This window comes from Blastococcus sp. OS1-29, assembly GCF_057628075.1.
In genome coordinates, this window is sequence record NZ_JBXXJK010000006.1 from 260,207 (window position 1) to 282,827 (window position 22,621).

Genomic DNA, 22,621 nt, shown 5'->3' on the forward strand with positions numbered 1-22,621 from the left:
GCTGTCCGTGGGCAGCGGGTACATCTGTAGTACGATCCCAATCGGTCAATCGAACGATAAGAGGAGTTCCGCATGACGGTCCTGGCGCCGGACGAGACGGACGAGAGCGAGCAGAGGCTCGCACGCAAGTACGAGCTGTGGAGCGAGCTGCCGGAGGGCTACCGCGAGGCCGCCGCCCGGATCGCCTCGTTCCAAGCCCTGGCGGAGCTCGTGGGCGTGCTCCCGTTCGCCGAGTGGATCGACCGAGCGCCGGACTACGCCCGGAAGCAGATGCTCGTCGCGAAGGTGCAGGACGAGGTCGGGCACGGGCACGTGACCGCCCGGGTCGCCGAGGACCTCGGGGTTCCGCGGGAGCAGGTCCTGATCGACTTCGTCGAGGGCCGCACCAAGCTGCTGAACATCTTCCACTACGGCTTCGAGTCGTGGGAGGAGCTCGGTCCTGCCGCGCTGCTGATGAACAGCTCCGCGATCGTGCAGTTCCAGGCCCTGCACCACGGCACCTATCTGCCCTACACGCGTGCTCTCCGCAAGATCGAGAAGGAGGAGAGCTTCCACTACCACCACGCCATGGACCTGACCCACCAGACGATGGTGTACGGGACGGCCGAGCAGCGCGGTCGGGCCCAGGAAGCGTTCGAAACCTGGCTGCCCCGGTTGCTCGCCTACTTCGGCCCGCCGGACATCGAGACCTACCGGACGAACCCGATGTACAAGTTCGGGCTCAAGGTCCGGTCCAACGACGAATTGCGCCAGCAGTGGCTGACCAAGATCATTCCGGTCTTCGAGGAGCTCGGCATCCACGTCGACCCGCAGCTCGCGAGCTTCGACGAGGAGCGCCAGGAGTGGGACTACGCCGCTCCGGACTGGGTCGAGACCAAGCGGATCATCAAGGAGGGTGGGCCGCGTTACGAGTACTGGCGGAGCCACGTCGCCAGCAGCCTCGAGCGCAACGCCACCTACCGCGACGTGGCCCGCAAGGCGGCAGCATGAAGCGCGGGGGAGAGGACGACGTCTACGAGGTCTTCGCGCGCTTCGGCGACGACCCGCAGGAGCCGATTCGATGGGTGGGGAACGTCCGGTCCGGCGATCCGGAACTGGCCTGGCACGCGGCGAAGGAGATCTTCACCCGGCGTGAGGACTGCACGCTGCTCTGGGTCGCCCAGCGCTCGAGCATGGTGGTCAGCGAACCCGGAGATGCCGAAGCGCTGAGGTCGCCGTCCCGGCTCGGCTACCGCGTACCGGCCTTCCCTGGCCGGCACCGCCGGGCCCGCATGAAGGTCGCGGCCCTGGCCGCGGCGGAGGCACTGTCGTGAGCCGGCTCGACGGTCTGCTGCGCGTGGCCGAGGACCGGTTCCTGCACGGTCACCTGCTGGGCAGGTGGATCACCGACTACGTGGACCTCGAGGAGTCGCTGGCGGTGGGCTCGATCTCCCAGGAGGAGATGGCCCACGCCGCCACCCTGATGGAGTTCGCCGGTCTCGACGACGAGGGCCGGGATGCCTTCATCTTCGAACGCCCGGTCGAGGACTGGCAACCGTCCGCGCTGCTGGCCCACCGGTTGCACGACTGGCCTGCCGCCGTTCTCCGCGGTTACCTGCTCGCCTCCGTCGGCGAGGTCGGCTCGGTGCTGCTGTCGCACGCCCGGCGCCCGGAGCTGCAGAGCGCCGGTCAGGTCATCGCCGCCGAGCAGCGCCTGCACGTCACGCACTGGGAGCGGTGGGTCACGATGCTGGGGCAGGACGAGCGCACGAGTGACGAGTTCCGCGCCCGCGCCGCCGAGGTCCTCCCGCTCGCGAGGGACGTCTTCGGGACGCCGGCCTTCGACGAGGCCAGCGGCGAGGCTGCGCACGCGGCCTGGGTGGACGCGGTCTCCGGGCCGCTGTCGGCGGTCGGCATCCCTGTCGACGCCCTCGGCCGGACTCCGGCGCCCCGTGGGGGGCTCGACGGGTCGGAACTGGCCGACATCCTCGGTGACATCCGGTCGCAGCGTGTCGGCGCCGGCGACGGGGTGCGGGGGCTGTACCGATGAGAACTCTTGAGGACCGGGTCCGCGCGGCGGTCGCCACGGTCGAGGACCCCGAGGTGCCGATCACGTTGCAGGACCTCGGCGTCGTCCGGGACGTGCGGGTGGCCGGGGGCGAGGCTCGCGTCGTGCTCCGCCCCACCCGGCTGGCCTGCCCGGCCCGAAGTGAGATGGCGCGGCGGGTGCACGAGGCCGTCCTCTCCGCGGCACCCGATGTGCATCTCGAGGTGGAGTGGGAGATCGCCACCTGGCGAGGCAGTGACGTGTCCGACCGGGGCACTCAGGTCCTCCTGCAGATCGGATACGCCGATCCGGGGGTCGGGGGGTCGACCGCCTGCCCGTTCTGCGGGTCCGGCGACGTGCGCAGTGAGGGCGCCTTCGGTGGCTCGGTGTGCAAGGTCCCGTTCTCCTGCCGATCCTGCGGGTCGACGTATGACGCGCTGAAGGGGTCGAACGTGGCTGAGGCCGCAATGGGGGGTGCTCGTGGCTGACGAGGTGCTGTACGACGTCACGGACGGCGTCGCCCGGATCACCCTGAACCGCCCGGAGCGGCTCAACGCCTTCACTCTCGACGGGGCGCGCAGGATGCGGGAGTCGTTCGAGGCGGCCGCCAACGACCGGTCGGTCGGCGTGGTGGTCCTCACGGGAACCGGCGACCGGGCCTTCTGCACCGGCGGTGACGTCGGGGACTTCAGCGACTTCACCATCGACGTGGACCGGGCCATGAACGCCGAGCTGCTCCGGCTCTCGCACGAGATGCGTAACGCCGGCAAGCCGATCATCGCCCGGGTCAACGGCTACTGCATCGGGGCCGGCAACGAGCTGAACATGCAGTGCGACCTCACCATCGCCGCCGAACACGCGCAGTTCGGGCACACCGGGCCGAAGATGGGCAGCACCCCGAACTGGTGGGCCACCCAGCTGCTGCCGCGTTCGGTGGGGGAGAAGCGTGCCCGGGAGATCGTCTACCTGTGCAACCGCTACACCGCAGCCGAGGCCGAGGCCATGGGCTGGGTCAACAAGGTGGTTCCCGGCGACCAGCTCGACACAGCCGTCGATGAGTGGTGCCGCTCCCTGCTCGAGAAGAGCCCCACCGCCCTCCGGCTGGCGAAGATGGCCATCAACCAGGGCTCGGACCAGCTGTCCGGTGCGGTGAGCCAGGGCATGGAGCTCATCACGTTCTTCCACGACACACCCGAGTCACGCGAGGGGATGCAGGCCTTCGTCGAGAAGCGGAAGCCGGACTTCCGCTCCGGCTCGCGGGACTGAGGAGCTGACGTGCCGTTCGTCATCGGCAGTGCCTGCATCGACACGATGGACAAGTCGTGCATGGAGGAGTGCCCCGTCGACTGCATCTACGAGGGCGACCGCAAGCTCTACATCCAGCCCAACGAGTGCATCGACTGCGGGGCCTGTGAGGCGGTCTGCCCGGTCGAGGCCATCTCTCCGCACCGCAAGGTTCCGGGCGACGACCAGGATCACGTCGCCGACAACGCCCGGTTCTTCCTCGAGGTCCTGCCCGGTCGTCCGGCGCCGCTGGGCTCGCCCGGCGGCGCCGCGAAGCTCGGCCGCATCGGCGTCGACACGCCGATGGTCCAGGCCGCGGACGTCGACGCATGACCACGGCCGTCGGCTCTCCGCGGGTCCTCGGCGAGGGCTCCTGGTACGACTCGGGGGCCGCGGCACTGCGGGGGGCGGTCTGCGTCAGCTGTGCGACGCCGTCCTTCCCGCCACGTGCCTTCTGCTGGCGGTGCGGCTCGGAGACGCGCCCCTGTCTGCTGCCGCGCAGCGGGCGGGTGGTGGCGCGTTCCCACGTCCGGGTCGCGCCTCCGGGCTTCCCGGACACCTATGACGTCGGCGTGGTGGAGCTGGCAGGCGACCTGCGGGTGATGGTCCGGTTCCAGGACGAGGCACCCGATCACGGCGCTGTCGTCACCGTCCGGACCGGGCACCTCCGGGACGACGAGACCGGTCCCGTCGTCGGCCCCCTCTTCGCGGCCGATCCCGCCGGTGAAATCGTCCCGTCGGGGAACCGGGACACCGGAGCACCCGACGGATCGGTGCGGCCCGCGCGCGGCGGCCCGCTGGACGTCACGGTGGCGGGCGTGGCGACGACGGCGTTCGGTCGCCCCGACCTTCCGGCCGAGGAGCTCGCCGGCCGGGCCGCCCTGGCCGCGGTCGCCGATGCCGGGTTGTCCCCGCACGATGTGGACGCCGTGGTCGTCGGCAGCGCCTTCTCCACGGCCGCGCTCGGGCAGCGGATGCTGCGGCACGTGCCGTGGGGCGGGCGGCGACTGGTCAACGTGGAGAACGCCTGCGCCAGCGGGACGTCCGCGCTGGCCGAGGCGGTCGCCCTGGTGCGCGCCGGGATGGCCGACGTCGTCGTCGCCGTCGGCGCGGACGTGCCGGTTCGTTCCGGTGGCGGACTCATCGCCCTGGACCGCGACGACCCGGTCGCCGGCATCGGCGTGACCCTGCCGTCCCTCTATGCCCTGGTAGGTGACCGCTACCGGTCGATGTACGGCGTCGGCGTCGAGGCGTTCGCCGAGGTGGTCGTGCGCAGCCGGCGCAACGCGGTCGGCAACGAGAACGCGTTCCGCCGCGGCGCGGTCACCCGCGCGGAGGTGCTGGACTCCCGCGCCATCGCCGACCCGTTGACGCTCTTCCAGTGCGCCCCCAACGCCGACGGTGCCGCCGCCGTGGTCGTGGTCGCCGACCACCTGGCCGGCCGGCTGGCGCACCCGCAGGTGCAGCTCGCGGCACTGGGCCTGCACACGGGGCTGACCAAGGACCGCTTCACCGGCGGCAGCGTCGTGCAGCGCGTGGCGCGCTCGGTCTATGCGCAGGCCGGCATCGACCCGCGCGACGTCGGGGTCGTGGAGCTGCACGATGCCTTCGCCCCGGCTGCGCTCACGAATCTGGAGTACCTGGGACTGGCCGAGGCGGGGACCGCGGGGGAACGCCTGCTGGCGGGAGGCTTCGCCGGCGGCTCCACCGGCGCCGTGCTCAACCCGAGTGGCGGCCTCCTGTCGCGCGGGCACCCGCCGGGCGCCACCGGGCTGGCGCAGGTCACCGAACTGGTCCGGCAGCTGCGGGGGGAGGCCGGTGACCGGCAGGTCGCCGACCCCGGCGTCGCCCTGCTGCACACGATGGGCGGCACCGTGCTGGAGCTGGAGACCAACGCGTGCACCATCGGCGTCCTGCGGCGCGTCCCGTGAGCGGGCTGGGTATCGCCGACAAGTACGGGCTGTCCGAGGGTGAGGTCGCCGTCCGTGAGTGGGCTGTACGGCTGGCCGCCGAGCTGGCGCCGGACGACCACGAGTGGGAAGAGCGCGGCGAGTTCCCATGGAAGGAGTACCGCCGGCTGGCCGATGAGGGGGTGCTCCGGCTGACCTACCCCGAGGACCAGGGTGGGCGGGGCGGGTCCCGGATGGACGCGGTGATCCTGCAGGAACAGCTGGCGGCCCGGTCCTTCGTGCTCACCGAAGCGGTCCATGTGGCGCTCAACGGGCCCGGCTACGCGATCGCCCGCCTCGGAGATCCACAGCTGGCAGCGGAGTGGGTGCCACGGGTGCTGTCCGGGGACTCGATCATCTCGATCGCGATCACCGAGTACGAAGCCGGCACGGCCCTCAGTGACATCGCCACCACCGTCACGCGGCTCGACGACGGCTCGCTGCGCGTCGACGGCCACAAGTGCTTCGTCACCGCCGGCGGGCTGGCCGACGCGTTGCTCGTCGTCGGCCGGTTCGGTGGGGACGGGCTGCACGGTCTGGGCGCCGTCCTCGTCGACTCGACCACGCCGGGCCTCGAGGTGGAGTCCACCTGGACCAAGATGGGCGGCAACGCCATCCCGGAGGTGGCGGTCCGCTTCGACGGGTGCACCGTGCCCCCGCACCACGTCCTCGTGGGGGGGGAGGCGGGGTCGAACCAGGGCCTGCGCGACACCCTGCACATGTACGACGCGCTGCGCCTCGGCATCGCCGGGATCTGCCTGGGCGTGGCCCAGGGCTCGATCGATCGCGCGGTGGGCCACCTGCGCGACCGGAGTCAGGGTGGCCAGCGGCTGGCCGACCACCAGGGGCTGCGGTGGACGTGGGCCCGGCTGGCGCTGCAGCTCGAGCAGGCGCGCCTGCTCACCTATCGTGCCGCCCGGCTCTCCGACGCTAACGGCTTCCCGCCGGCGGTCGAGACGGCGATGGCCAAGCTCGCTGCCTCCGAGGTTGCGGTGGCCGCATCCGAGGCGGCGATCCAGGCCATGGGCTGGCGAGGAGTGGTCCGGTCCTCCGACCATGCGGCCGAGCGCGTCTACCGAGAGGCTCGCGGCTGGACCATCGCCGGGGGCACGACCGAGAGCGCGCTCAACACGCTCGCCCGCGACCTCTTCGGGCGGTAGGCCCGCCGGCCGCCGGCCGCCGGCCGCCGTCCGTCAGGTGGGGGGCCGGCGTTCGTTAGACCATCGCTCAGAGGGTCGCGTACCCGCCGTTGACGCTCAGGGTCTGCCCGGTGACCCACTCGGCGTCACGGCTCGCGAAGTAGGCGACCGCTGCGGCGGCATCCTCGGGACGGCCGAGGCGACGGACCGGGTAGAACTTCGGCATCCGCTCCAGCTGCTCCTCGGTGAACGTGTCGTGCGCGCCAGGGGTCACGGTGGTGGAGAGCGACACGCAGTTGACCGTGACGCCGTGCTTGCCGACCTCCTTGGCCAGCACCCGGGAGAAACCGGCGACCCCCGCCTTGGCCGCTGCGTACACGGACACCCCGGGCTCGCCCACGCGGGCCGAATCGGAGATGACGTTGACCACCCGGCCGTACCCACGCCCGGTCATCCCTGGGACGACGAGGTGGCACAAGTGCAGGACCCCGCCGAGGTTGATGTCGAGCTGGGTCTGCCAGTCCTCCGGGGACGACTCGATGAAGCGGCCGCTGATCCACATCCCGGCGTTGTTCACCAGCACGTCCAGCCCGCCGGTGATGGTCTCGGCGTCCTTCACCACCGACGCGAGGGCCTCGCGATCCCGCACGTCGGCGGCGTAGTGGCGCACCACCCGGCCGGTCTCGGCGGCGATCCGTTCGGCCACGGCCCGCACGGTGTCCGCCCGCAGGTCGACCAGGGCCAGGTCGGCACCCGCCCCGGCGAGCCGGGTGGCGATCGCTTCGCCGACGCCCTGCCCGGCCCCAGTCACCAGGGCGACCTGTCCACTCATCGAGGCTGTGCCGTGCGTGGTCATGTCTCCAGCCCGATCAGACGGCAGTAGATGTCGGAGATGTCCCTCGCCCGGAGCTTTCCGCCCGGGCGGTACCAGTGGTACATCCAGCTCGGCATGCTCAGGACCGCCTCCGCCAGTACCACGGGCGGACCTGCGGGCATGCGGCCGCGCTTCTGCAGAGCAGTGATCAGCCGGCCCACCTTCGCGACGAAGTCCCGCTCGTCGGCGGCGATCTTTTCGCGGACGTCCGGCTCCAGGGAGTGCAGTTCCTGGAAGAACACCGCAAACGCTCGGCGGTCGCGGACGACCGCGGCGGTGAACTCGTGGATGACGCCCCGCAGCTGTTCCTCGGGGTCGCCGGACGACGCGAGGCCGGCATCCAGGGCCGCACTCATCTCGCGGTCCACGTGCAGCGCGATCTCACGCAGGAGGTCGGCCTTCGAGCCGACGTAGTGGTAGATCGCCGGCTGGCTGAGGTCCACCTCTGCGGCGATCTCCTTGGTGGTGCCGGCCGCGAACCCTCGCCGGACGAAGACCTCCGAGGCCCCCTCCAGGATGTCCCGCCGCTTGGCCTCGAACTCCTCGGTCATCTGTGCCCCAGCTTCTCCACTGACGGTATGGAACGCCTCACTCTAGAATCCCTGGTCAGGACAGACCGCCGTCCACGTAGATCGTCTGCCCCGTGACGTAGCCCGCGTCGGGGCTGCAGAGGAACCGCACGACGGCGGCGACGTCCGCCGGCGACCCGGCCCGGCCCATCGGGACCCGGGACAGGAATGCCTCGAATGCCTCCGGCGCCCGGGCGCGGAAGTCGGCCTGGGCAGGGGTCTCGATCACGCCGGGACAGATGATGTTGGCCGTGACCCCCACGGGAGCGCCTTCGGCGGCCGCCGTGCGACCGAGGCCCACGAGCCCCGCCTTCGCGGCCGCGTAGTTCGCCTGTCCGACGTTGCCGTCCTTGGCGATCGAGGAGATGTACACCAGGCGCCCGAAGCCGGCGTCCTTCATCCCCGGCCACAGCGCCCGGGTCAGCAGGAAGGCGGATGTGAGATCCACCCGCACCACCTCGTCCCACGCCTCGTCGGTCATCCGGTGGAGCCGGGCGTCGCGCCACGTACCGGCGTTGGCCACCCCACAGACGGGCGGCCCGAGCACGCGGGTGGCCTCGTCGAGGGCGGCCCGGAGAGCGGCCGGGTCGGCGACGTCGGCCTGGTGGTAGCTGCACCGGCCCTCGTGCCCGGCGGCCAGGTCGGCGAGTGCGGGCGGAACGGGCGGCTGGAGGTCGAGGGCTGCCACCCGCCAGCCCTCGACCAGCAGGGCGCCGCACACCGCCGCACCGATCCCCTGAGCCGCCCCCGTGACCACTGCCACGGGGGCCGACGGCGGGGTCGGGTTGGTCATGCCGCCGGCTGCTCGACCGCGGCCGTCCCCCGGCCGACCCGCACGCCGTCCTGATTGGTCACCGTCACGTCGATCGTCAGGAGTCGCCCCCCGGGCGCGGGCTCGGCACCGGTGACGACCGCGCGGGTGCGCAGCACGTCCCCGGGGAACACCGGGGCGGTCACGTCGACCCGGATCTTCCGGATCGCATCGACTCCGACGGCGCGGCTGATCGCGGCACCCGCGTACGAGGTCACGAAGGTGCCGTGCGCGATGACGCTGGGCAGCCCGGACTTGGCGGCGTAGGAGTCCTCGACGTGCACGAGATTCGGGTCGCGCATGGACACGGCCATGTAGGCGATGCGCAGCCGGTCGATCGGCGGGGTGACGACCTCAGGTAGCTCGTCCCCGATCTGCAGTGCCCTGTTCTCCAGTGCCCTGTTCTCCAGTGCCATGTCTCAGCCCCTCTGCACGGTGTTCGAGCGCTCGACGACCACGACGGTGCCGTCCTCACGGGCGTACTCGGTGGTCAGTTCGACGAAGGTGAGGTGCCCCGACTTGCCGTCCTTCTCGGTCACCGAGGAGATCTCCGGCGTCACGAGGAGCCGGTCGCCGACGCGCACCGGGTGCAGGTACTCGACCTCGCTGCCGCCGTAGACCGTGCGGAGCATGTCGAAATCGAGCATGTCGTGCACGGGGCCGGCACCGTAGGCCGTGACATACATGAAGAAGCCGATCGGGACGACGGCCCCGGACTCGGCCCGGTAATCCGGCTCGGGGTCGACGCCCAGTGCCAGCACGTACTCCTCGACCCGGACCGGATCCACGGTGAACTCCCGTGGCGGGAACCGGTGTCCTACCTGCCTGGCCATTCGAAACCTCTTCCGTCGTCCCTGCGAACCGGCTGCGGAGACGCGTCCCGCGCACGCTGCCGGCTCAGCTTGCTCCAAATCGGTCGATCTATCAAGGATCGAGTCGCAGGCGCCCCTCCGGTGGGGGCGCGGCGGGGTCCAGCCCGTCTGCGCGGCGAGCCTCCGCGGAGACCGCGCCGCTCGACGTCGACGGGAGCAGGCCCGCGAGATCCGCACGGATCTGCAGGGCCAGCATGCGCGAGTACAGCCGCGACTCGTTCATGGCGCCGCCCATGATCCACAGGCCCTGCTGCGGCGTCCGCCGCCACATGTTGCGCATGAAGTGGTCGTCGTCGAACCCCCAGATCCGCCCGACCCGGTCTGCGACGTCGTCGCCGAGGAGGCGCCGGACGCCCTCCTGCTGGTTCTCGTAGCCTGTCGCCAGGACCACCAGGTCGCAGGGGATCTCGGTGCCGTCGGCCATCCGGAGCCCGTCGGAGGTGAACCGGTCGATGTCCCGCGCCTGCACGAGTTCGATCTCGCGCCGGGCGAGCAGGTCCGAGCAGCCGACGTTGATGTAGTAGCCGCCGCCCGTGCGCAGGTAGCGCATGTGGAATCCGGTCAGATCGGGCTCGAAGTCCGTCTCGAAGCCGACGGCGTGCAGCCCGTCCAACAGGCCGCGGTCCAGCTCGCACGTCCTGCGCGTGAGCCACTGGTAGCTGCTCTTCAGCAGCGGGTAGGGGATCGCCGCCGTGATGAGGTCGACGTCCTCGACGGGTGGGCCCTCGGAGTAGAGGGCGTAGACCATGGTCCCGCTCGGTTCGAGGCTGAGGACGCAGGTCGGGCTGCGTTGCACCATGGTCACGGACGCACCGTGACCGTGCAGGTCCTGGGCGACGTCGTGACCGCTGTTGCCCGTGCCAACCACCAGGGCTCGCCGGTCGGTGTACGCGGCACCGCTGGAGAAACGGCTGGAATGCAGGACCTCGCCGCCGAAGGAGTCGAGTCCGGGCAACTCCGGCATGCGGGGGACACCGCTGACGCTGCCGGTCGCCATCACGATGTGGGGGACTCGCAGGACCCGCTCGGTCCGGTCGCCCGTCCGGACGCGAGCGGTCCACCGGCCTGCCTCCTCGTCGAAGGCGGCATGGACGAACTCGGTGTCGGTCCAGACGTTGAGCTCCATGAACTCGGCGTACGCCTCGAGCCAGCCGGCCAGCTTGTCCTTGGGCAGGAACGTCGGCCAGGTCGGCGGGAACGGCAGGTAGGGGAGGCTGTTGGCCCAAACCTCGTTGTGCAGGGTCAGCGAGTGGTAACGGTGTCGCCAGTTGTCACCGAGGCGGGCATTCCGCTCCACCACCAGGGCGTCGACGCCCATCTGCTGGAGCCGCGCGGCGACGCTCAGGCCGGCGTGGCCGCCACCGGCGATCAGGACCTGCGGATCGCGGTCCTCGAACCGCTGCGCACGGAGGCGCTCGTCCAGCCAGTTCTCGCCGGCGACGTCCGTCCGGTGCCCGGCCCCCGTCGGCCGCCGGTCCCCGATCCGCTCCTCGAAGCCGCGGATCTCCTGCAGGGCCGTCAGCACGATCCACGCCCTCGAGGCCGTCGCATCCGCCTCGTCCAGCAGCAGGCGCACGAAACAGCTCGCGCGTCCGACGTCGGTGTCGAGATCCAGGAAGGCCTCGACGACCGGCCGTCCCGACCGCTTGAGCAACCGTGGTGCCGAGCGGTCGGGAGCCCTGCGGACGCCGCGGGGCCGGGTGCGGTCGAGCGTCTCCGCGAAGCCTGCCCGGATCTCCTCGCGGCCGGAGTACGCGCGGAAGTCCCAGCCGAACGCGAGGAGGTCCTTCCAGTGGCCGTCCGCCACGAAGCAATCGGCGATTCGCTCCGGGTCGGCGTCTACCAATGCTGCACCGAGCCGGGCCGCCCAGGCCGCGGCGACCTCGTCCGCGACGGTGCCGCGGGGGTTCGGAGCTGTCATGCCGAACACCTTGCTGTAAATCGGTCAATCTATCAAGATGGCCCGCATGGTGGATGTCGCGCTGGTCGGAACAGGGATCACCCGGTTCGGGAAGGCGCTGGCCACCCCGCTGCGCGCCCTGGTGCGGGAGGCGGTGGACGACGCGCTCGCCGACGCGGGGATCACCGCGACCGACGTCCAGGCGGCCTTCTGCGGGAACGCGATCGCCGGGCTGATCACGGGCCAGGAGATGGTGCGTGGGCAGGTGGCCCTCCGCAGCATGGGGATCCACGGGATCCCGGTGGTGAACGTGGAGAACGCCTGCGCCACGGGGTCCACTGCCCTGCACCTGGCGTGCACCGCGGTGGCCTCCGGCCAGTACGACCTCGTGCTCGTCGTCGGGGCCGAGAAGATGACCCACGAGGACCGGCGCCGGCCGGTGCTGGCCGTGGCCTCCGCGCTCGACGTGGAGGACGATGTGGACCTGGACTCCGCGTCCCCGTTCATGGACGTCTACGCGGCGAAGGTGCGCGAGTACCTGGCCGACAGCGAGGCGACCGTCGAGGACCTCGCGCGCGTGGTGGTGAAGGCCCAGCGGCTGGGGGCGCTCAACCCCAAGGCGCAGTACGGCGGCGAGGTGACCGTGGAACAGGTCCTCGCCGACCCCCTCATCAGCGACCCGCTGACCCGGTTGATGTGCTCGCCGATCGGCGACGGGGCGGCTGCCGTCGTGGTCGCGTCGGCCGAGCGGGCCCGGGCACTCGGCATCGGCACGCCGGTCCGGGTGCTGGCCTCGGTGCTGCAGTCGGGATCCGCGCCGGGTTCGGGAGAGCCGGCCGGGGTGCGCTCGGCCCGGCTGGCCTATGAGCGGGCCGGGCTGGGGCCGGAGGACCTCGACGTCGTCGAGCTCCACGACGCCGCGGCCTCCTCCGAGCTGACGCGCTATGAGTCCCTGCAGCTGTGCGGGCCCGGTGAGGGTGCGCGCCTCATTCGCGACGGCGTGACCGACCTCGGGGGAGCACGACCGGTGAACACCGGCGGTGGCCTGCTCGCCCGTGGCCACCCCATCGGGGCCACGGGGTGCGCCCAGGTGGTGGAGCTCTGCGACCAGCTGCGCGGCCGTTCGGGACCGCGCCAGGTCCCGGGCGCGCGGATCGCGCTGGCCGACAACGGCGGGGGATGGGTCGCCGGGGACGCCGCGGCCGAGTGCGTGCACGTCCTGGCGACCTGAGCCCACGGGGGCCCGTCCGGTGTCGAACCGGACGGGCTCAGGCGCCCGCTTGCTCGACCCTGCGTCGTCCCTCCGCGGTCAGGCTGCGGAAGTCACCCTCGGCTCGCAGGAGCGGCGGCTCGGACTTGTACAGCGCGGCCACCGCGACCGGCGGCAGCTGGACCTCGCGGGCCAGCTGGTGCGCCTCCAGCTTGTGCAGGCGGCCACCGTCGGCTGCGGCGAACCGGCTCAGCAGCTCGGTGGCCGCCGCTGCCGGGTCGCTGGTCGTCCCGCTCGGATCCGGGACGGGGACGGGGTCGGAGATCAGCGCGTCGATCTGGTTCATCACACCGCGCAGTTCCAGTCGGAGGCGGCTGAGCGGGTCCAGTCCCGCGGCGTCGTCCTCGGACCGGGCGACCGCCTGCCAGGTCCGCTTGGGGTGTCGCCGGATGTACTCCTGCTCGAGCTCGAGCATGCGTTCGGTGTGGTTGCGGAACTGGGTCGCGGTCCCGTGCAGCAGCACCCACGTCCGGGTCGCATGCGCGTAGGTGCCCTGCTGCTCGAGCTCGTGGTCCGACAGTTCCCGGGCGGGCACGCCCTGCGCGCCCTCCGGGGAGCCCGCCGCGTTCACCGTTCCACCGCCCCGGCGACCTCGTCGGCCACGCTCTCCTCGGCCAGGCGCGCGAACAGGCCCGTGGTGGAGAACTCCAGCAGCAGGGTGTCGTCCTGGTCCACCAGCTCGAAGCGCATCGTGGCCAGACCTTTGCCCTGGCTGGTGACGCGGACGTGCTCGATGTGGACGATGCTGCGCACCTCCGTCCCGGCGTAGAGCGGCCGGTGCCAGCGGACGTCGCCCAGTGCGATGCCGCCCCGCCCGTGGTCGTCCATGCCGGTCTCCACCCACAGCCGCCAGGCCAGCGCCATGGTCTGGAAGCCGGATGCGATGACGTCGCCGAACGGCCCCCGGGACGCGAAGTCGCGGTCCAGGTGCATCGGTTGCGGGTCGTAGGCGGCCGCGAACTCGTGCAGCTCACCGGGCGTCAGAACGTGGGAGCCGGTGCGGTAGACCGCACCTTCGGCCAGGTCCTCGAAGTACATGTGGTTCTCACCTGTCACTGGAGTCGTCGGGAACGGGGGCGCGCGGACGCGCCGGTCTGCTCGGGGCGGAACCGGTCTCAGTCCGCCCCGGCGGGATAGATGAAGGTGCGGTCCTCCAGATAGGACTCCAGCGCCTCGATGCCGTGCTCCCGGCCCAACCCGGAGGCCCGGACGCCGCCGAAGGGCAGCTCGTCGTAGACCCGGCCCAGGGCGTTGATCCAGGTGTAGCCGGCCGGGATCCGCCGGGCCACGGACCAGGCGCGCTCGCGGTCGGAGGACCACACGGACGCGCCGAGGCCGTACGGCGTCTCGTTGGCCACGGCGACCGCCTCGTCCTCGTCCCGGACGCGCACGACGGACAGGACGGGGCCGAAGGTCTCCTCGGTGCGGACCCGGGCGCCGGGCGGCGGATCCAGGAGGAGCGCGGGACGGACGAACCAGCCACGCTCGGTCCCGTTCCCGTCCGGGCGGCCGCCGCCGACCAGTTCGGCTCCGGCATCCACCGCGTCGGCGATCTGGTCCTCGAGGACTGCCCGCCCCCGCTCGGTGTGGAGCGGGCCCATGGTCGAACCCGGGGCCAGTCCCGGACCGGGCACGACGCGGCCGATGCGGGCGGTCAGGAGCTCGATGATCTCGTCGGCAACGGCGTCCTGGACGATCAGCCGCTTGGGTGCCACGCACACCTGGCCGGCGTTGTAGAAGCGCGTGCCCATGAGGGACCGTGCCGCAGCGCCGGTGTCGGCGTCGGCGAGGAGCACGAACGGATCGCATCCCCCGAGCTCGAGGCTCACGCGCTTGAGGCCCTGGCCGGCATGCGCGGCGATCCGCCGGCCGACCGCGGTGGATCCGGTGAACGCCACCCGGGCCACCTCGGGGTGGTCGACGAGCAGTTCCCCGACCGCGGGGCCGCCGATCACGACGTCGAGCAGGCCCTCGGGCAGGTGTGCTCGGGCGATGTCGGCGAGCCGGAGGGTGATCAGGGGAGTGGTCTCGGCGGGCTTGATGAGGAAGCCGCAACCGGCCGCGAGGGCGGGAGCCACCTTGCTGCCGAACAGGGATGCGGGGAAGTTCCACGGCACGATCGCCGCGACGACGCCGACCGGCCCGCGCTCGACGTGACCGGAGACACCGCCGCCGAGCTGGTGGTGCCGCCCACCGACGCCCGTGGCGAGCCCGGCGTACTGCAGGAAGGGCCCGATGTAGCGCTCGAGCTCGAGGAGTGCCTCCTTGCGGGTCTTCCCCTGCTCTCTGGAGAGCGCCTCGGCCAGTTCGGGGAGCGCCTCCCGGGTGTCCGCCGCGATCCGCAGCAGCACCTCTGCGCGATGCATGGGTCCGGCGGCCATCCAGCCGGTCATGGCTCGCTGGGCCGAGCGGACCTTGGCGTCGATGCTGGCTGCATCGTCGGCGGGTAGCTCGCCCAGCAGGGTGCCGTCGTCGGGGGCATGAACGGAGAGGGACACGATCGGCCTCACCCTTGGTCGATTGATAAGTCGATTGGTACGTTAACCGGCATGTCAACGCTCGTGGACTGTCACGTCCACGTCGGCAGCCGTGAGCGCTGGATTCCCGAGGGGCTCCACCTGGCCGATGAGCTGGCCGCACCCGAGACGCGCGCCCTGCTGGCCGATGGGGGAACCACCGGCGAGCGGCTGCTCGCCCATCTGGACAGCCAGGGCGTGGACGTCGCCGTGGCCATCCCCAGCGGCCGGGACGCGGTGCAGGAGTACGCGCTGGACGAGGCTGTCGGCACCGACCGGATCCTGCCCTTCGTCCAGTACGACCCCCGTTCGGCGCCCGACGCGGCCCGGCGCTTCGCCGCTGCGATCGACGCCGGTGCGCGGGGGCTGAAGGTCCATCCGATGAGCCACCAACTGCCGGCGAACGACCGCTCGCTGTATCCGCTGTTCGCACTCGCCGAGCAGCGCCGCATCCCGGTGATGGTGCACGTCGGGTCGTCGATCTTCCCGGGCGCGAAGCTGCGCTTCTGCGACCCGCTGCTGGTCGACGAGGTCGCCGCCGACTTCCCTGATCTGCAGGTGCTCTGCGCGCACTCCGGGCGTGGCTTCTGGACCCAGCAGGTCTTCGAGCTCACTCGGATGCGGCCGAACGTGTGGATGGAGCTCTCCGGCCTGCCGGCACGCCGGATCGCTCAACTGTTCCCCGAGCTGGAGCGGGTGGCCGACCGGGTGCTCTTCGGCAGTGACTGGCCCTCCTCACCGCCCATCCGGCAGTTGGCCGACCGGTTCCGCGAGCTGCCCTTCTCTGCCGAGCTCATCGAGAACGCGCTCTGGCGCAACGCGGCCCGGCTGTTCGACCTGAAGTTCCCGACCGATATCGAAGCGAACTGAGGAGAACGACCGTGGACAACGACATCCGGGAAATGGACACCGCGGACCAGGGCGTCGCCACCACCTGGGGGGCGACCGTCTTCGGCAACGTCCCGCGCCGCTTCCTGCCGGATCCGGCCCAGCTCCCACTGCTCACGTTCGGCGCCCCCGAGCTGTCCTACGCCTGGTCCAGCCAGCCGCTCAATGCGTGCGTCGCCCTGCTCGACGACACGATCGCCCGCCTGGGGCCGGACCGGACGGCCCTCATCGGTACGGGCGCGGCCGGCCGGGCCATCTGGACCTACGGCGACCTGCTCCGGCGCGTCGCGCGGACGGCGGCGGGTCTGGTCGCCACCGGGGTGCGGCCGGGGGACCGCGTGCTGGTGCGCATGCCGGACGTTCCCGAGACGGTCGTCGTCCAGCTCGCGGTGTGGCGCCTGGGTGGCATCGTGGTGCCGTCGTCAGTGCTCGAGGCCGCCGGCGAGGTGACGTTCATGGCGAACGACACCGAGGCGGTCGCAGTCGTCTGCTCCAGCGCGCACGCCGCCGAACTCGAGAAGGCGCTGCCCGCGACGCCGACCGTCCGACATGTCGTCGGCTGGCCCGGGTCGGTCGCCGGAGGCCCGACGCTCGACGAGATCGGCGCGGACCAGCCGGAGGTCTTCCAGCCGTATCCGACCAAGCCGCTGGACGCGTCCGGCATCTACTACACCGGCGGCACCACCGGGCTGCCCAAGGGCTGCCTGCACACCCACGCCGCCGAGGTAGCCCTGGCCGACCTCAACAACGCGGCCCGTGGAGCGGGGGAGGACTCGGTCTTCCTCACCCACGCACCGATCGGGCATGCGTTCGGCAACGGTGAGAAGGTCAACTTCCCGCTGCGCGCCGGCGGCGCCGTCGTCCTCATCGACCGCCCCGGACCGGCGGACATGTGGGCGGCGCTCACAGAGTTCGGCGTCACCGCGATGGCCGGGGCGGCGACCATGTACCGGATGATGCTGACCGATCCGCCGGCGCCCGAAGTGACGGAGAAGCTGGCCCTGACCAGCGCGCTCAGCTCCGGCGAGGTGCTCGACCCCACCGCCCAGGAGAAGTGGGACGCCCTCATGCCCGTCCCGCTGCGCAACGCGGTCGGCATGACCCCGATGCGGCACCTGTTCATCGACTCCAGCATGGCCGGTGTGAAGTCCGCGCCCGGCCTCTCCGTCGGCGCGCCGCTGCCCGGCTACGAGGCGCGGCTCATGGGGCCCGACGGCGGCATCGCCGCGGACGGCGAGCCCGGACGGCTCGCCGTCCGCGGGCCCTCGGGGATCACGTACTGGATCAACAAGCACCCTGCGGCGAGGGAGCGCAGCCGGCAGGACGTTGTCGACGGCTGGAGCCTGCTCGACGATGCCTACCTCCGCGACGACGACGGCTGGCTGTGGTTCCACGGGCGGCTCGACGACATGATCGTGACGGGCGGCCGGCAGGTCGCGCCGATCGAGGTGGAGCGCGCGCTCTCCTCGCACCCGGCGGTGGCCGAGGTCTGCGTAGTGGCCGCGCCCGACGAGGTCCGTGGGCAGATCGTGACGGCGGTTGTCGTGGTGAACGGGACGGCCACGGCCGGTCCCGGGCTGGCGGCGGAGCTGCAGGCGTACGCCAAGGACGCCATCGCGTCGTACAAGTACCCGCGCCGGATCGAGTTCGTCGACGTGCTGCCCAAGGACGGCGTCGGCAAGATCCAGCGCCGGCGGCTGCGGGAGCAGTTGCAGGCCCAGACGGGCACGACGGCGTGACCATGCCGGCCCGGGGGCTGACGCGGTCGCGAACCGGCAGGGTGGCCGAGCTGCTCCTGGACCGGCCCGACCGGCTCAACGCCATAGACGCGCACCTCGTCGAGAACCTGCACGCAGCCATGGACGAGGTGCGCGAGGACCCGGAGGTCGCGGTCGTCACCGTGCGCGGCAACGGCCGCGCTTTCTGTGCCGGGTCCGACGTCCGTGACATGGCCGAGCGGCCGCAGCGCCACCTTCTCGGCGGCGAGCAGCTGGGCCGCGCCCGCACCGCGGAGCGAAACCGGCTCACCCGCGCCTTCGACGTCGTGGTCCGGCTGGCCGAGCTGCCGCAGCCGACCCTGGCGGGACTGCACGGGGCCGTGGCCGGCGCGGGGATCGGCCTGGCGCTCGCCTGCGACGTGCGCATCGCCGCGGCGAGCACGGTGTTCGTCCCCGCCTGGCCGGCGCTGGCGCTGCCCGGCGACTGGGGGGTCACCCGTCTGCTCCCGGCGAAGGCCGGGGACCGGGCTGCGCGGCGCCTGCTGATCGCCGGAGAGCGGGTCGGTGCGCAGGACGCGCTGGGCCTCGGACTGGTGGACGTGGTCGTGCCGGACGGCGACCTGCGGGAGGCACTGGCCGAGCGGGCTCAGCAGCTGGCCGCTGGGTCGTTCGTCTCCGCGGTGGGCGCCACCAAGGACCTGCTCGCCGTGCCCGGTCTGCGCGACGCCGTCCGGGACGAGATCGAGGCGACCCTGCGCTGTCAGGAATCCGCCGAGCATGCCGCCGCCGTTCGCCGCTTCGCCGCCGGGGCAGCAGCCCCGGCCCGGGTCTAGGCCTCCGGACCGGGGCGCTCCTGGTCAGGCCCCCGGGCTACCCGCGGACGGCGTGTAGATCGTCGGGCCGTGGACGGTTCTCGCGTGGACCCGGCCGGTGGCTGCCAGCAGCTGGAGATGGGCGTGGGTCTCCACGACGGCCAGCATCTGGTTGAAGTCGTCGAGTGAGTCCAGGCGGCGCTGCCGGCGGGTCCAGCCCAGGAGCCTGGCGACCTCGTATGCCGTCGACGCTCCGGAGGTGACCGCGGCCAGGCACCGCGCGAGGCGGTCGTCATGGTGGTCCAGGAGTTCCTTGACCCGGCCGTGCGCGCTGTCGGTGACCGGTCCGTGCGCGGGGAGCAGCCGCAGGTCCGGCAGCTCGAGCACCACGCGCAGCGAGTCCAGATAGTCGCCCAGGGGTAGTTCCGCGGGGATGGGCTCGAAGCCGATGGACGGCGTGATGTGCGGCAGGACGTGATCGCCGGCGAAGAGCAGTCCCGCGTCCGGATCGGCGAAGACGACGTGGCCCTGCGTGTGGCCGGGCGTCGGGATCGCAAGCAGTGTCCGTCCCCGCAGCGGTATCTGGGCTCCCTTCTCCAGCCAGTCGTCGGGCGACTCCCAGTCCTCGGGCGGCCCCTCCATCACCTCCGCCCGCTGCAGCCGTGCGATGAGCGCGTCGGCGCCGCTCGCGCGAAGCGCCACCATCTGCGGCTCGAACCGGCGCAGCGGGTCGTCGGTGAGCAGCAGGTCGATTGCCGGCTTCTCGCCGATGCCGAGGCTGACCGTGGCGCCGACTTCCCGACGCAGGCTGACCGCTTGGGTGTAGTGGTCGCGGTGCAGGTGCGTGACCAAGAAGCGGCGGATGTCGCCGAGCCGGTAACCCAAGGAGCCCAGCGCCACCGAGAGCTGACTCCGGGACTGCTCGAGGGCCCAGCCGCCGTCGATCATGACGAGGCCGTCGTCGTCCTCGATGACATAGACGTTGACCGCCCGCAGGCCGTCCATGGGAAGGGGGAGCGGCACGCGGTGCACCCCGGGGGCCACCGGGAAGGCGCCGGCGTCGGTCCAGTCGGGCAGGTCAGCGGACACGCGAACCCGCCGGGAGCTCGCCGCTGTTCGCCCAGGCGGCGAGGGTCTTCATCACGATCTTCCCGAGGGGGTCGCGGGGCAGCTGGTCCATGAAGACGATCTGCCGCGGGTACTTGTAGGGAGCCAGGCGGTCCTTCACGAACTTCTGGAGCTCGGCGCGGAGCGCGTCGTCAGGCTCGGTGCCCGGAGTCAGGACGACCCACGCCATGACGGTCTGACCGAGCTTCGCGTCGGGCGCGCCGATGACGGCGACCTCGGCGACGGCCTCGTGCGCAGACAGGGCCTGCTCGACCTCCACCGGCGCCACCTTGTGACCGCCGGGGGTGATCATCATGTCCGACCGGCCCATGTACCAGTAGAGGCCGTCGACGTCGACGCGGACGAGGTCGTCGGTGACCGTCCACCCCTCGCGGACGTCGCGAGACTGCAGCTCCGGGCGGTTCCAGTACGTGAGCCCGGTGACCCCCCGCACCGCCAGCTGCCCGATCTCGCCGGGCGGCACGTCCACCAGTGGGGAGGTGTAGGGCATCACCACTCGGGTGACCCACCCGTCCGTCGGCGCCCAGATGCTCAGCGGGGGAGTGCGCCCGTCGTTCGGCGGAATGAAGAACCAGGCGGCGAAGGCGGTGCTCCCCACGGGGTTGAGCAGATCGAACCCGTGCTTGCGCCATGCCTCGTGCAGCCACTGGCCGTTGCTGGTGATGAACGGGGCGTAGGTCCGGCGCAGCGAGGAGAGGTCGTACGCGGCGGGATCCTTCTCGACGATCGGCAGCATCTGCGCCCAGGTCGTGCCCATGGCCAACAGCCAGGTCACCTGGTGGTCGTGCACCGCGCGCAGCACCTTCTCGGGATTGCTGAAGTCCTCGAGCTCCACGAACGTGATGCCGGCGACCAGCGAGAACGTGGCCCGGGACAGCCAACCGGCGGCGTGTCCGATCGGGGCGGGGAACATGTGGACGTCGTCGTCGGCCACGTCGTACCCGGCAGCGGTGCACTCGGCGGCGAGCAGCAGGCGTCGTGCCGTGTGGTAGCAGGCCTTCGGGATCCCGGTCGTCCCGCCGGTGTGCCAGATGACGGCGACGGCGTCCGCCGGATGCGGTGCCGGGTCGAAGGTCTCCGGCCGCCCGTCGGTGAGCGCCTCCCACGAGAGGTGCTCGGTGCCCGCGGCGTCCGGGTAGGCGATCACGTGCTCCACCGACGGGATGTCGGTCCGGTCCAGCGCATCCAGCTCGTCAACGCACGCGCTGGTGTTGGCCACCACGAGCACCTTGGCCAGTGTGTCGTTCAGGAAGAAGCGCAGCTCGTCGCGCCGGGCGGCGGCGGGGGTGAGAACCGAGATGGCACCCAGACGCCAGGCGGCGAGGAACGCGATCAGCGCCTGGGGCCGGTTGGGAGAGCGGACGGCGACCCGGTCACCGGAGCCGACGCCGAGCCCCTGCAGTGCGTGGGCCAGTTGGGCGCTCTCCCGGCTGAGGTCGGCATAGGTGTACCGGCTGCCGTGGTCGGCGAGGTGGATGGCGACACGGTCCCCCCGCCCCTCGCGCACGTGCCGGTCGACCAGCGCCTCGGTGAGGTTCAGGGTGTCCCCGACGGCCGACTCGGGCCGCTCGAGGTATTCGGGCTGCCCTTCCGGGGGCACCAGCCAACCCTCCGGCACGGAGGCGTACGAGGGGTACATGTCCTTCATGGCCGCAACCTACAATCGGTCGATCGATCAGTCCACAGCTGTCGACGGGAGTTCACAGTGGGCACGTTGGCCGGGCATGAGCAGGAGCTCGTCTCCGTCGTCGCGGAGTTCGTCGACGAGCAGGTCAGGCCACGGGTCCGAGAGTTCGAGGAACCCGATCGCTACCCCGAGGACCTCCTCGAGCAGATGAAGGAGCTTGGGTTCTTCGGCCTCCTGGTTCCCGAGGAGCACGGCGGGAGCGGGGTCAGCACGGCCTGCTTCGCCCGGGTCACCGAGGAGCTCGCGCGCGGGTGGATGAGTCTCGCCGGCGCGATCGGCGGCCACTCGGTCATCTCCTATCTGCTCGCGACGTACGGGACCGACGACCAGCGGCAGACCTACCTGCCGCGCATGGCCGAGGGCGTCCTCCGGGCCACCATGGCCCTGACCGAGCCCGGTGGCGGCAGCGACCTGCAGGCGATGCGCACGTACGCGCCACGGGTCGGTGACGACTTCGAGATCACGGGCAGGAAGACGTGGATCTCCAACGCGCAGCACTCCGGTCTGATCGGCCTGCTGTGCCGGACCGACCGCGATGCCGAGCCGGCGCACAGCGGCATGAGCGTCCTACTGGTCGAACCGGGTGACGGGCTCACGATCTCGGCGAAGATCCCCAAGCTCGGTTACCGCGGGATCGAGGCTTGCGAACTGGCCTTCGACGCGATGCGGGTGCCGGCCGGGGCGGTGCTCGGAGGCGAGCCCGGCCGGGGCTGGCAGCAGATGATGCGCGGGCTGGAGGTCGGCCGGATCCAAGTGGCCTCGCGGGCGGTCGGGGTCGCCCAGGCGGCCCTGGCGGATGCGACCCGCTACGCCCAGGAGCGGGAGTCGTTCGGCAAGCCGATCTGGCAGCACCAGTCCGTCGGCAACCTCATCGCCGACATGGCCACCAAGGTGCAGGCGGCGAGGCTGCTCACGGCCGACGCGGCCGAACGGCTCGACCGCGGCGTCCGCGCCGACCTGGAGGCCGGTATGGCCAAGCTCTTCGCTTCCGAGACGGCCATGCAGGTGGCCCTGGATGCCATGCGGGTGCACGGCGGCTACGGGTACTCCAAGGAGTACGACGTCGAGCGCTACTTCCGCGACGCGCCGCTGATGATCCTCGGCGAGGGCACCAACGAGATCCAGCGCACCGTGATCGCCGGCCAGTGGATCTCCCGGCACTCCATCTGGCACTGACC

General features: G+C 71.6%; 24 protein-coding genes. 13 read left to right on the forward strand and 11 right to left on the reverse strand.

What is annotated here, in order from left to right:
* Positions 1 to 72: 72 nt before the first annotated feature.
* Genes AC2H4J_RS17080 through AC2H4J_RS17115 form a run of 8 tightly spaced genes read left to right on the forward strand, consistent with a single transcriptional unit; the run spans position 73 to position 6,419 of the window.
* Positions 73 to 990, forward strand: coding sequence for a Phenylacetic acid catabolic protein (locus tag AC2H4J_RS17080; RefSeq protein WP_487466081.1), 918 nt, complete (start codon positions 73 to 75; stop codon positions 988 to 990).
* Entirely contained in the window at positions 987 to 1,313 is a 327-nt protein-coding gene (locus tag AC2H4J_RS17085) for a hypothetical protein (protein WP_487466082.1), read from the forward strand. Before AC2H4J_RS17080 ends, AC2H4J_RS17085 begins: the two co-directional genes overlap by 4 nt.
* Positions 1,310 to 2,029: a Phenylacetic acid catabolic protein gene (locus tag AC2H4J_RS17090; protein ID WP_487466083.1), complete on the forward strand. Its 720-nt coding sequence runs from the start codon at positions 1,310 to 1,312 to the stop codon at positions 2,027 to 2,029. The genes AC2H4J_RS17085 and AC2H4J_RS17090 overlap by 4 nt, the downstream gene beginning before the upstream one ends.
* A complete protein-coding gene (locus AC2H4J_RS17095) occupies positions 2,026 to 2,514 on the forward strand; it encodes an iron-sulfur cluster assembly protein (RefSeq protein ID WP_487466084.1) in 489 nt (162 codons plus the stop codon). Before AC2H4J_RS17090 ends, AC2H4J_RS17095 begins: the two co-directional genes overlap by 4 nt.
* Positions 2,507 to 3,292, forward strand: a complete 786-nt coding sequence (locus AC2H4J_RS17100) for an enoyl-CoA hydratase-related protein (protein ID WP_487466085.1) — start codon at positions 2,507 to 2,509, stop codon at positions 3,290 to 3,292. Before AC2H4J_RS17095 ends, AC2H4J_RS17100 begins: the two co-directional genes overlap by 8 nt.
* 9 nt (positions 3,293 to 3,301) lie before the next feature.
* Positions 3,302 to 3,643: a ferredoxin gene (fdxA, locus tag AC2H4J_RS17105; RefSeq protein ID WP_487466086.1), complete on the forward strand. Its 342-nt coding sequence runs from the start codon at positions 3,302 to 3,304 to the stop codon at positions 3,641 to 3,643.
* Positions 3,640 to 5,241, forward strand: coding sequence for a thiolase C-terminal domain-containing protein (locus tag AC2H4J_RS17110; RefSeq protein ID WP_487466087.1), 1,602 nt, complete (start codon positions 3,640 to 3,642; stop codon positions 5,239 to 5,241). The genes fdxA and AC2H4J_RS17110 overlap by 4 nt, the downstream gene beginning before the upstream one ends.
* Complete coding sequence (locus AC2H4J_RS17115) at positions 5,238 to 6,419, forward strand: acyl-CoA dehydrogenase family protein (protein WP_487466088.1); 1,182 nt, start codon at positions 5,238 to 5,240, stop codon at positions 6,417 to 6,419. Before AC2H4J_RS17110 ends, AC2H4J_RS17115 begins: the two co-directional genes overlap by 4 nt.
* 67 nt (positions 6,420 to 6,486) lie before the next feature.
* On the opposite strand, the gene AC2H4J_RS17120 is transcribed toward AC2H4J_RS17115, so the two are convergent.
* From AC2H4J_RS17120 to AC2H4J_RS17145, 6 genes are all read right to left on the reverse strand, one after another.
* Complete coding sequence (locus AC2H4J_RS17120) at positions 6,487 to 7,254, reverse strand: SDR family NAD(P)-dependent oxidoreductase (RefSeq protein WP_487466089.1); 768 nt, start codon at positions 7,252 to 7,254, stop codon at positions 6,487 to 6,489.
* On the reverse strand, positions 7,251 to 7,823 hold the full coding sequence (locus tag AC2H4J_RS17125) for a TetR/AcrR family transcriptional regulator (protein ID WP_487466090.1): 573 nt from the start codon (positions 7,821 to 7,823) through the stop codon (positions 7,251 to 7,253). The genes AC2H4J_RS17120 and AC2H4J_RS17125 overlap by 4 nt, the downstream gene beginning before the upstream one ends.
* Before the next feature lie 55 nt (positions 7,824 to 7,878).
* Positions 7,879 to 8,634 carry an SDR family oxidoreductase gene (locus AC2H4J_RS17130; protein ID WP_487466091.1) on the reverse strand — a complete coding sequence of 252 codons (756 nt, stop codon included), beginning with the start codon at positions 8,632 to 8,634 and terminating at the stop codon, positions 7,879 to 7,881.
* On the reverse strand, positions 8,631 to 9,068 hold the full coding sequence (locus AC2H4J_RS17135) for a MaoC family dehydratase (RefSeq protein WP_487466092.1): 438 nt from the start codon (positions 9,066 to 9,068) through the stop codon (positions 8,631 to 8,633). The genes AC2H4J_RS17130 and AC2H4J_RS17135 overlap by 4 nt, the downstream gene beginning before the upstream one ends.
* A gap of 3 nt (positions 9,069 to 9,071) precedes the next feature.
* Complete coding sequence (locus tag AC2H4J_RS17140; protein ID WP_487466093.1) at positions 9,072 to 9,485, reverse strand: FAS1-like dehydratase domain-containing protein; 414 nt, start codon at positions 9,483 to 9,485, stop codon at positions 9,072 to 9,074.
* Positions 9,486 to 9,576: 91 nt separating this feature from the next.
* Positions 9,577 to 11,445, reverse strand: a complete 1,869-nt coding sequence (locus tag AC2H4J_RS17145) for a flavin-containing monooxygenase (protein ID WP_487466094.1) — start codon at positions 11,443 to 11,445, stop codon at positions 9,577 to 9,579.
* A 37-nt stretch (positions 11,446 to 11,482) separates the two neighbouring features.
* Between AC2H4J_RS17145 and AC2H4J_RS17150 the strand changes: the two genes are divergently transcribed.
* Positions 11,483 to 12,655: a thiolase family protein gene (locus tag AC2H4J_RS17150; protein ID WP_487466095.1), complete on the forward strand. Its 1,173-nt coding sequence runs from the start codon at positions 11,483 to 11,485 to the stop codon at positions 12,653 to 12,655.
* A gap of 37 nt (positions 12,656 to 12,692) precedes the next feature.
* On the opposite strand, the gene AC2H4J_RS17155 is transcribed toward AC2H4J_RS17150, so the two are convergent.
* The 3 genes from AC2H4J_RS17155 to AC2H4J_RS17165 all read right to left on the reverse strand — a co-directional run bounded on the left by AC2H4J_RS17155 (position 12,693) and on the right by AC2H4J_RS17165 (position 15,192).
* Positions 12,693 to 13,265, reverse strand: coding sequence for a DUF6158 family protein (locus AC2H4J_RS17155; RefSeq protein ID WP_487466096.1), 573 nt, complete (start codon positions 13,263 to 13,265; stop codon positions 12,693 to 12,695).
* Positions 13,262 to 13,732, reverse strand: a complete 471-nt coding sequence (locus AC2H4J_RS17160; RefSeq protein ID WP_487466097.1) for a MaoC/PaaZ C-terminal domain-containing protein — start codon at positions 13,730 to 13,732, stop codon at positions 13,262 to 13,264. The genes AC2H4J_RS17155 and AC2H4J_RS17160 overlap by 4 nt, the downstream gene beginning before the upstream one ends.
* Before the next feature lie 77 nt (positions 13,733 to 13,809).
* Positions 13,810 to 15,192: an aldehyde dehydrogenase family protein gene (locus AC2H4J_RS17165; RefSeq protein WP_487466098.1), complete on the reverse strand. Its 1,383-nt coding sequence runs from the start codon at positions 15,190 to 15,192 to the stop codon at positions 13,810 to 13,812.
* Positions 15,193 to 15,243: 51 nt separating this feature from the next.
* On the opposite strand from AC2H4J_RS17165, the gene AC2H4J_RS17170 reads away from it, so the two are divergent.
* The 3 genes from AC2H4J_RS17170 to AC2H4J_RS17180 are packed head-to-tail and all read left to right on the forward strand — an operon-like array spanning position 15,244 to position 18,649.
* The gene (locus AC2H4J_RS17170; protein WP_487466099.1) at positions 15,244 to 16,080 is read left to right on the forward strand and encodes an amidohydrolase family protein; all 837 of its coding nucleotides are present in this window, start codon (positions 15,244 to 15,246) and stop codon (positions 16,078 to 16,080) included.
* An 11-nt stretch (positions 16,081 to 16,091) separates the two neighbouring features.
* On the forward strand, positions 16,092 to 17,837 hold the full coding sequence (locus AC2H4J_RS17175) for an acetate--CoA ligase (RefSeq protein ID WP_487466100.1): 1,746 nt from the start codon (positions 16,092 to 16,094) through the stop codon (positions 17,835 to 17,837).
* A gap of 2 nt (positions 17,838 to 17,839) precedes the next feature.
* Positions 17,840 to 18,649, forward strand: coding sequence for an enoyl-CoA hydratase/isomerase family protein (locus AC2H4J_RS17180; RefSeq protein WP_487466223.1), 810 nt, complete (start codon positions 17,840 to 17,842; stop codon positions 18,647 to 18,649).
* 24 nt (positions 18,650 to 18,673) lie between these two features.
* Here AC2H4J_RS17180 and AC2H4J_RS17185 read toward each other — a convergent pair whose 3' ends face one another.
* Together AC2H4J_RS17185 and AC2H4J_RS17190 are read right to left on the reverse strand one after the other, a co-directional pair.
* Positions 18,674 to 19,717 carry an MBL fold metallo-hydrolase gene (locus AC2H4J_RS17185; protein ID WP_487466101.1) on the reverse strand — a complete coding sequence of 348 codons (1,044 nt, stop codon included), beginning with the start codon at positions 19,715 to 19,717 and terminating at the stop codon, positions 18,674 to 18,676.
* Positions 19,707 to 21,404 carry an acetate--CoA ligase gene (locus AC2H4J_RS17190; protein ID WP_487466102.1) on the reverse strand — a complete coding sequence of 566 codons (1,698 nt, stop codon included), beginning with the start codon at positions 21,402 to 21,404 and terminating at the stop codon, positions 19,707 to 19,709. The genes AC2H4J_RS17185 and AC2H4J_RS17190 overlap by 11 nt, the downstream gene beginning before the upstream one ends.
* 66 nt (positions 21,405 to 21,470) lie before the next feature.
* Between AC2H4J_RS17190 and AC2H4J_RS17195 the strand changes: the two genes are divergently transcribed.
* Positions 21,471 to 22,619 (forward strand): acyl-CoA dehydrogenase family protein, encoded by a 1,149-nt coding sequence (locus AC2H4J_RS17195; RefSeq protein WP_487466103.1) that lies wholly within the window; start codon positions 21,471 to 21,473, stop codon positions 22,617 to 22,619.
* The last annotated feature ends 2 nt before the right edge of the window (positions 22,620 to 22,621 follow it).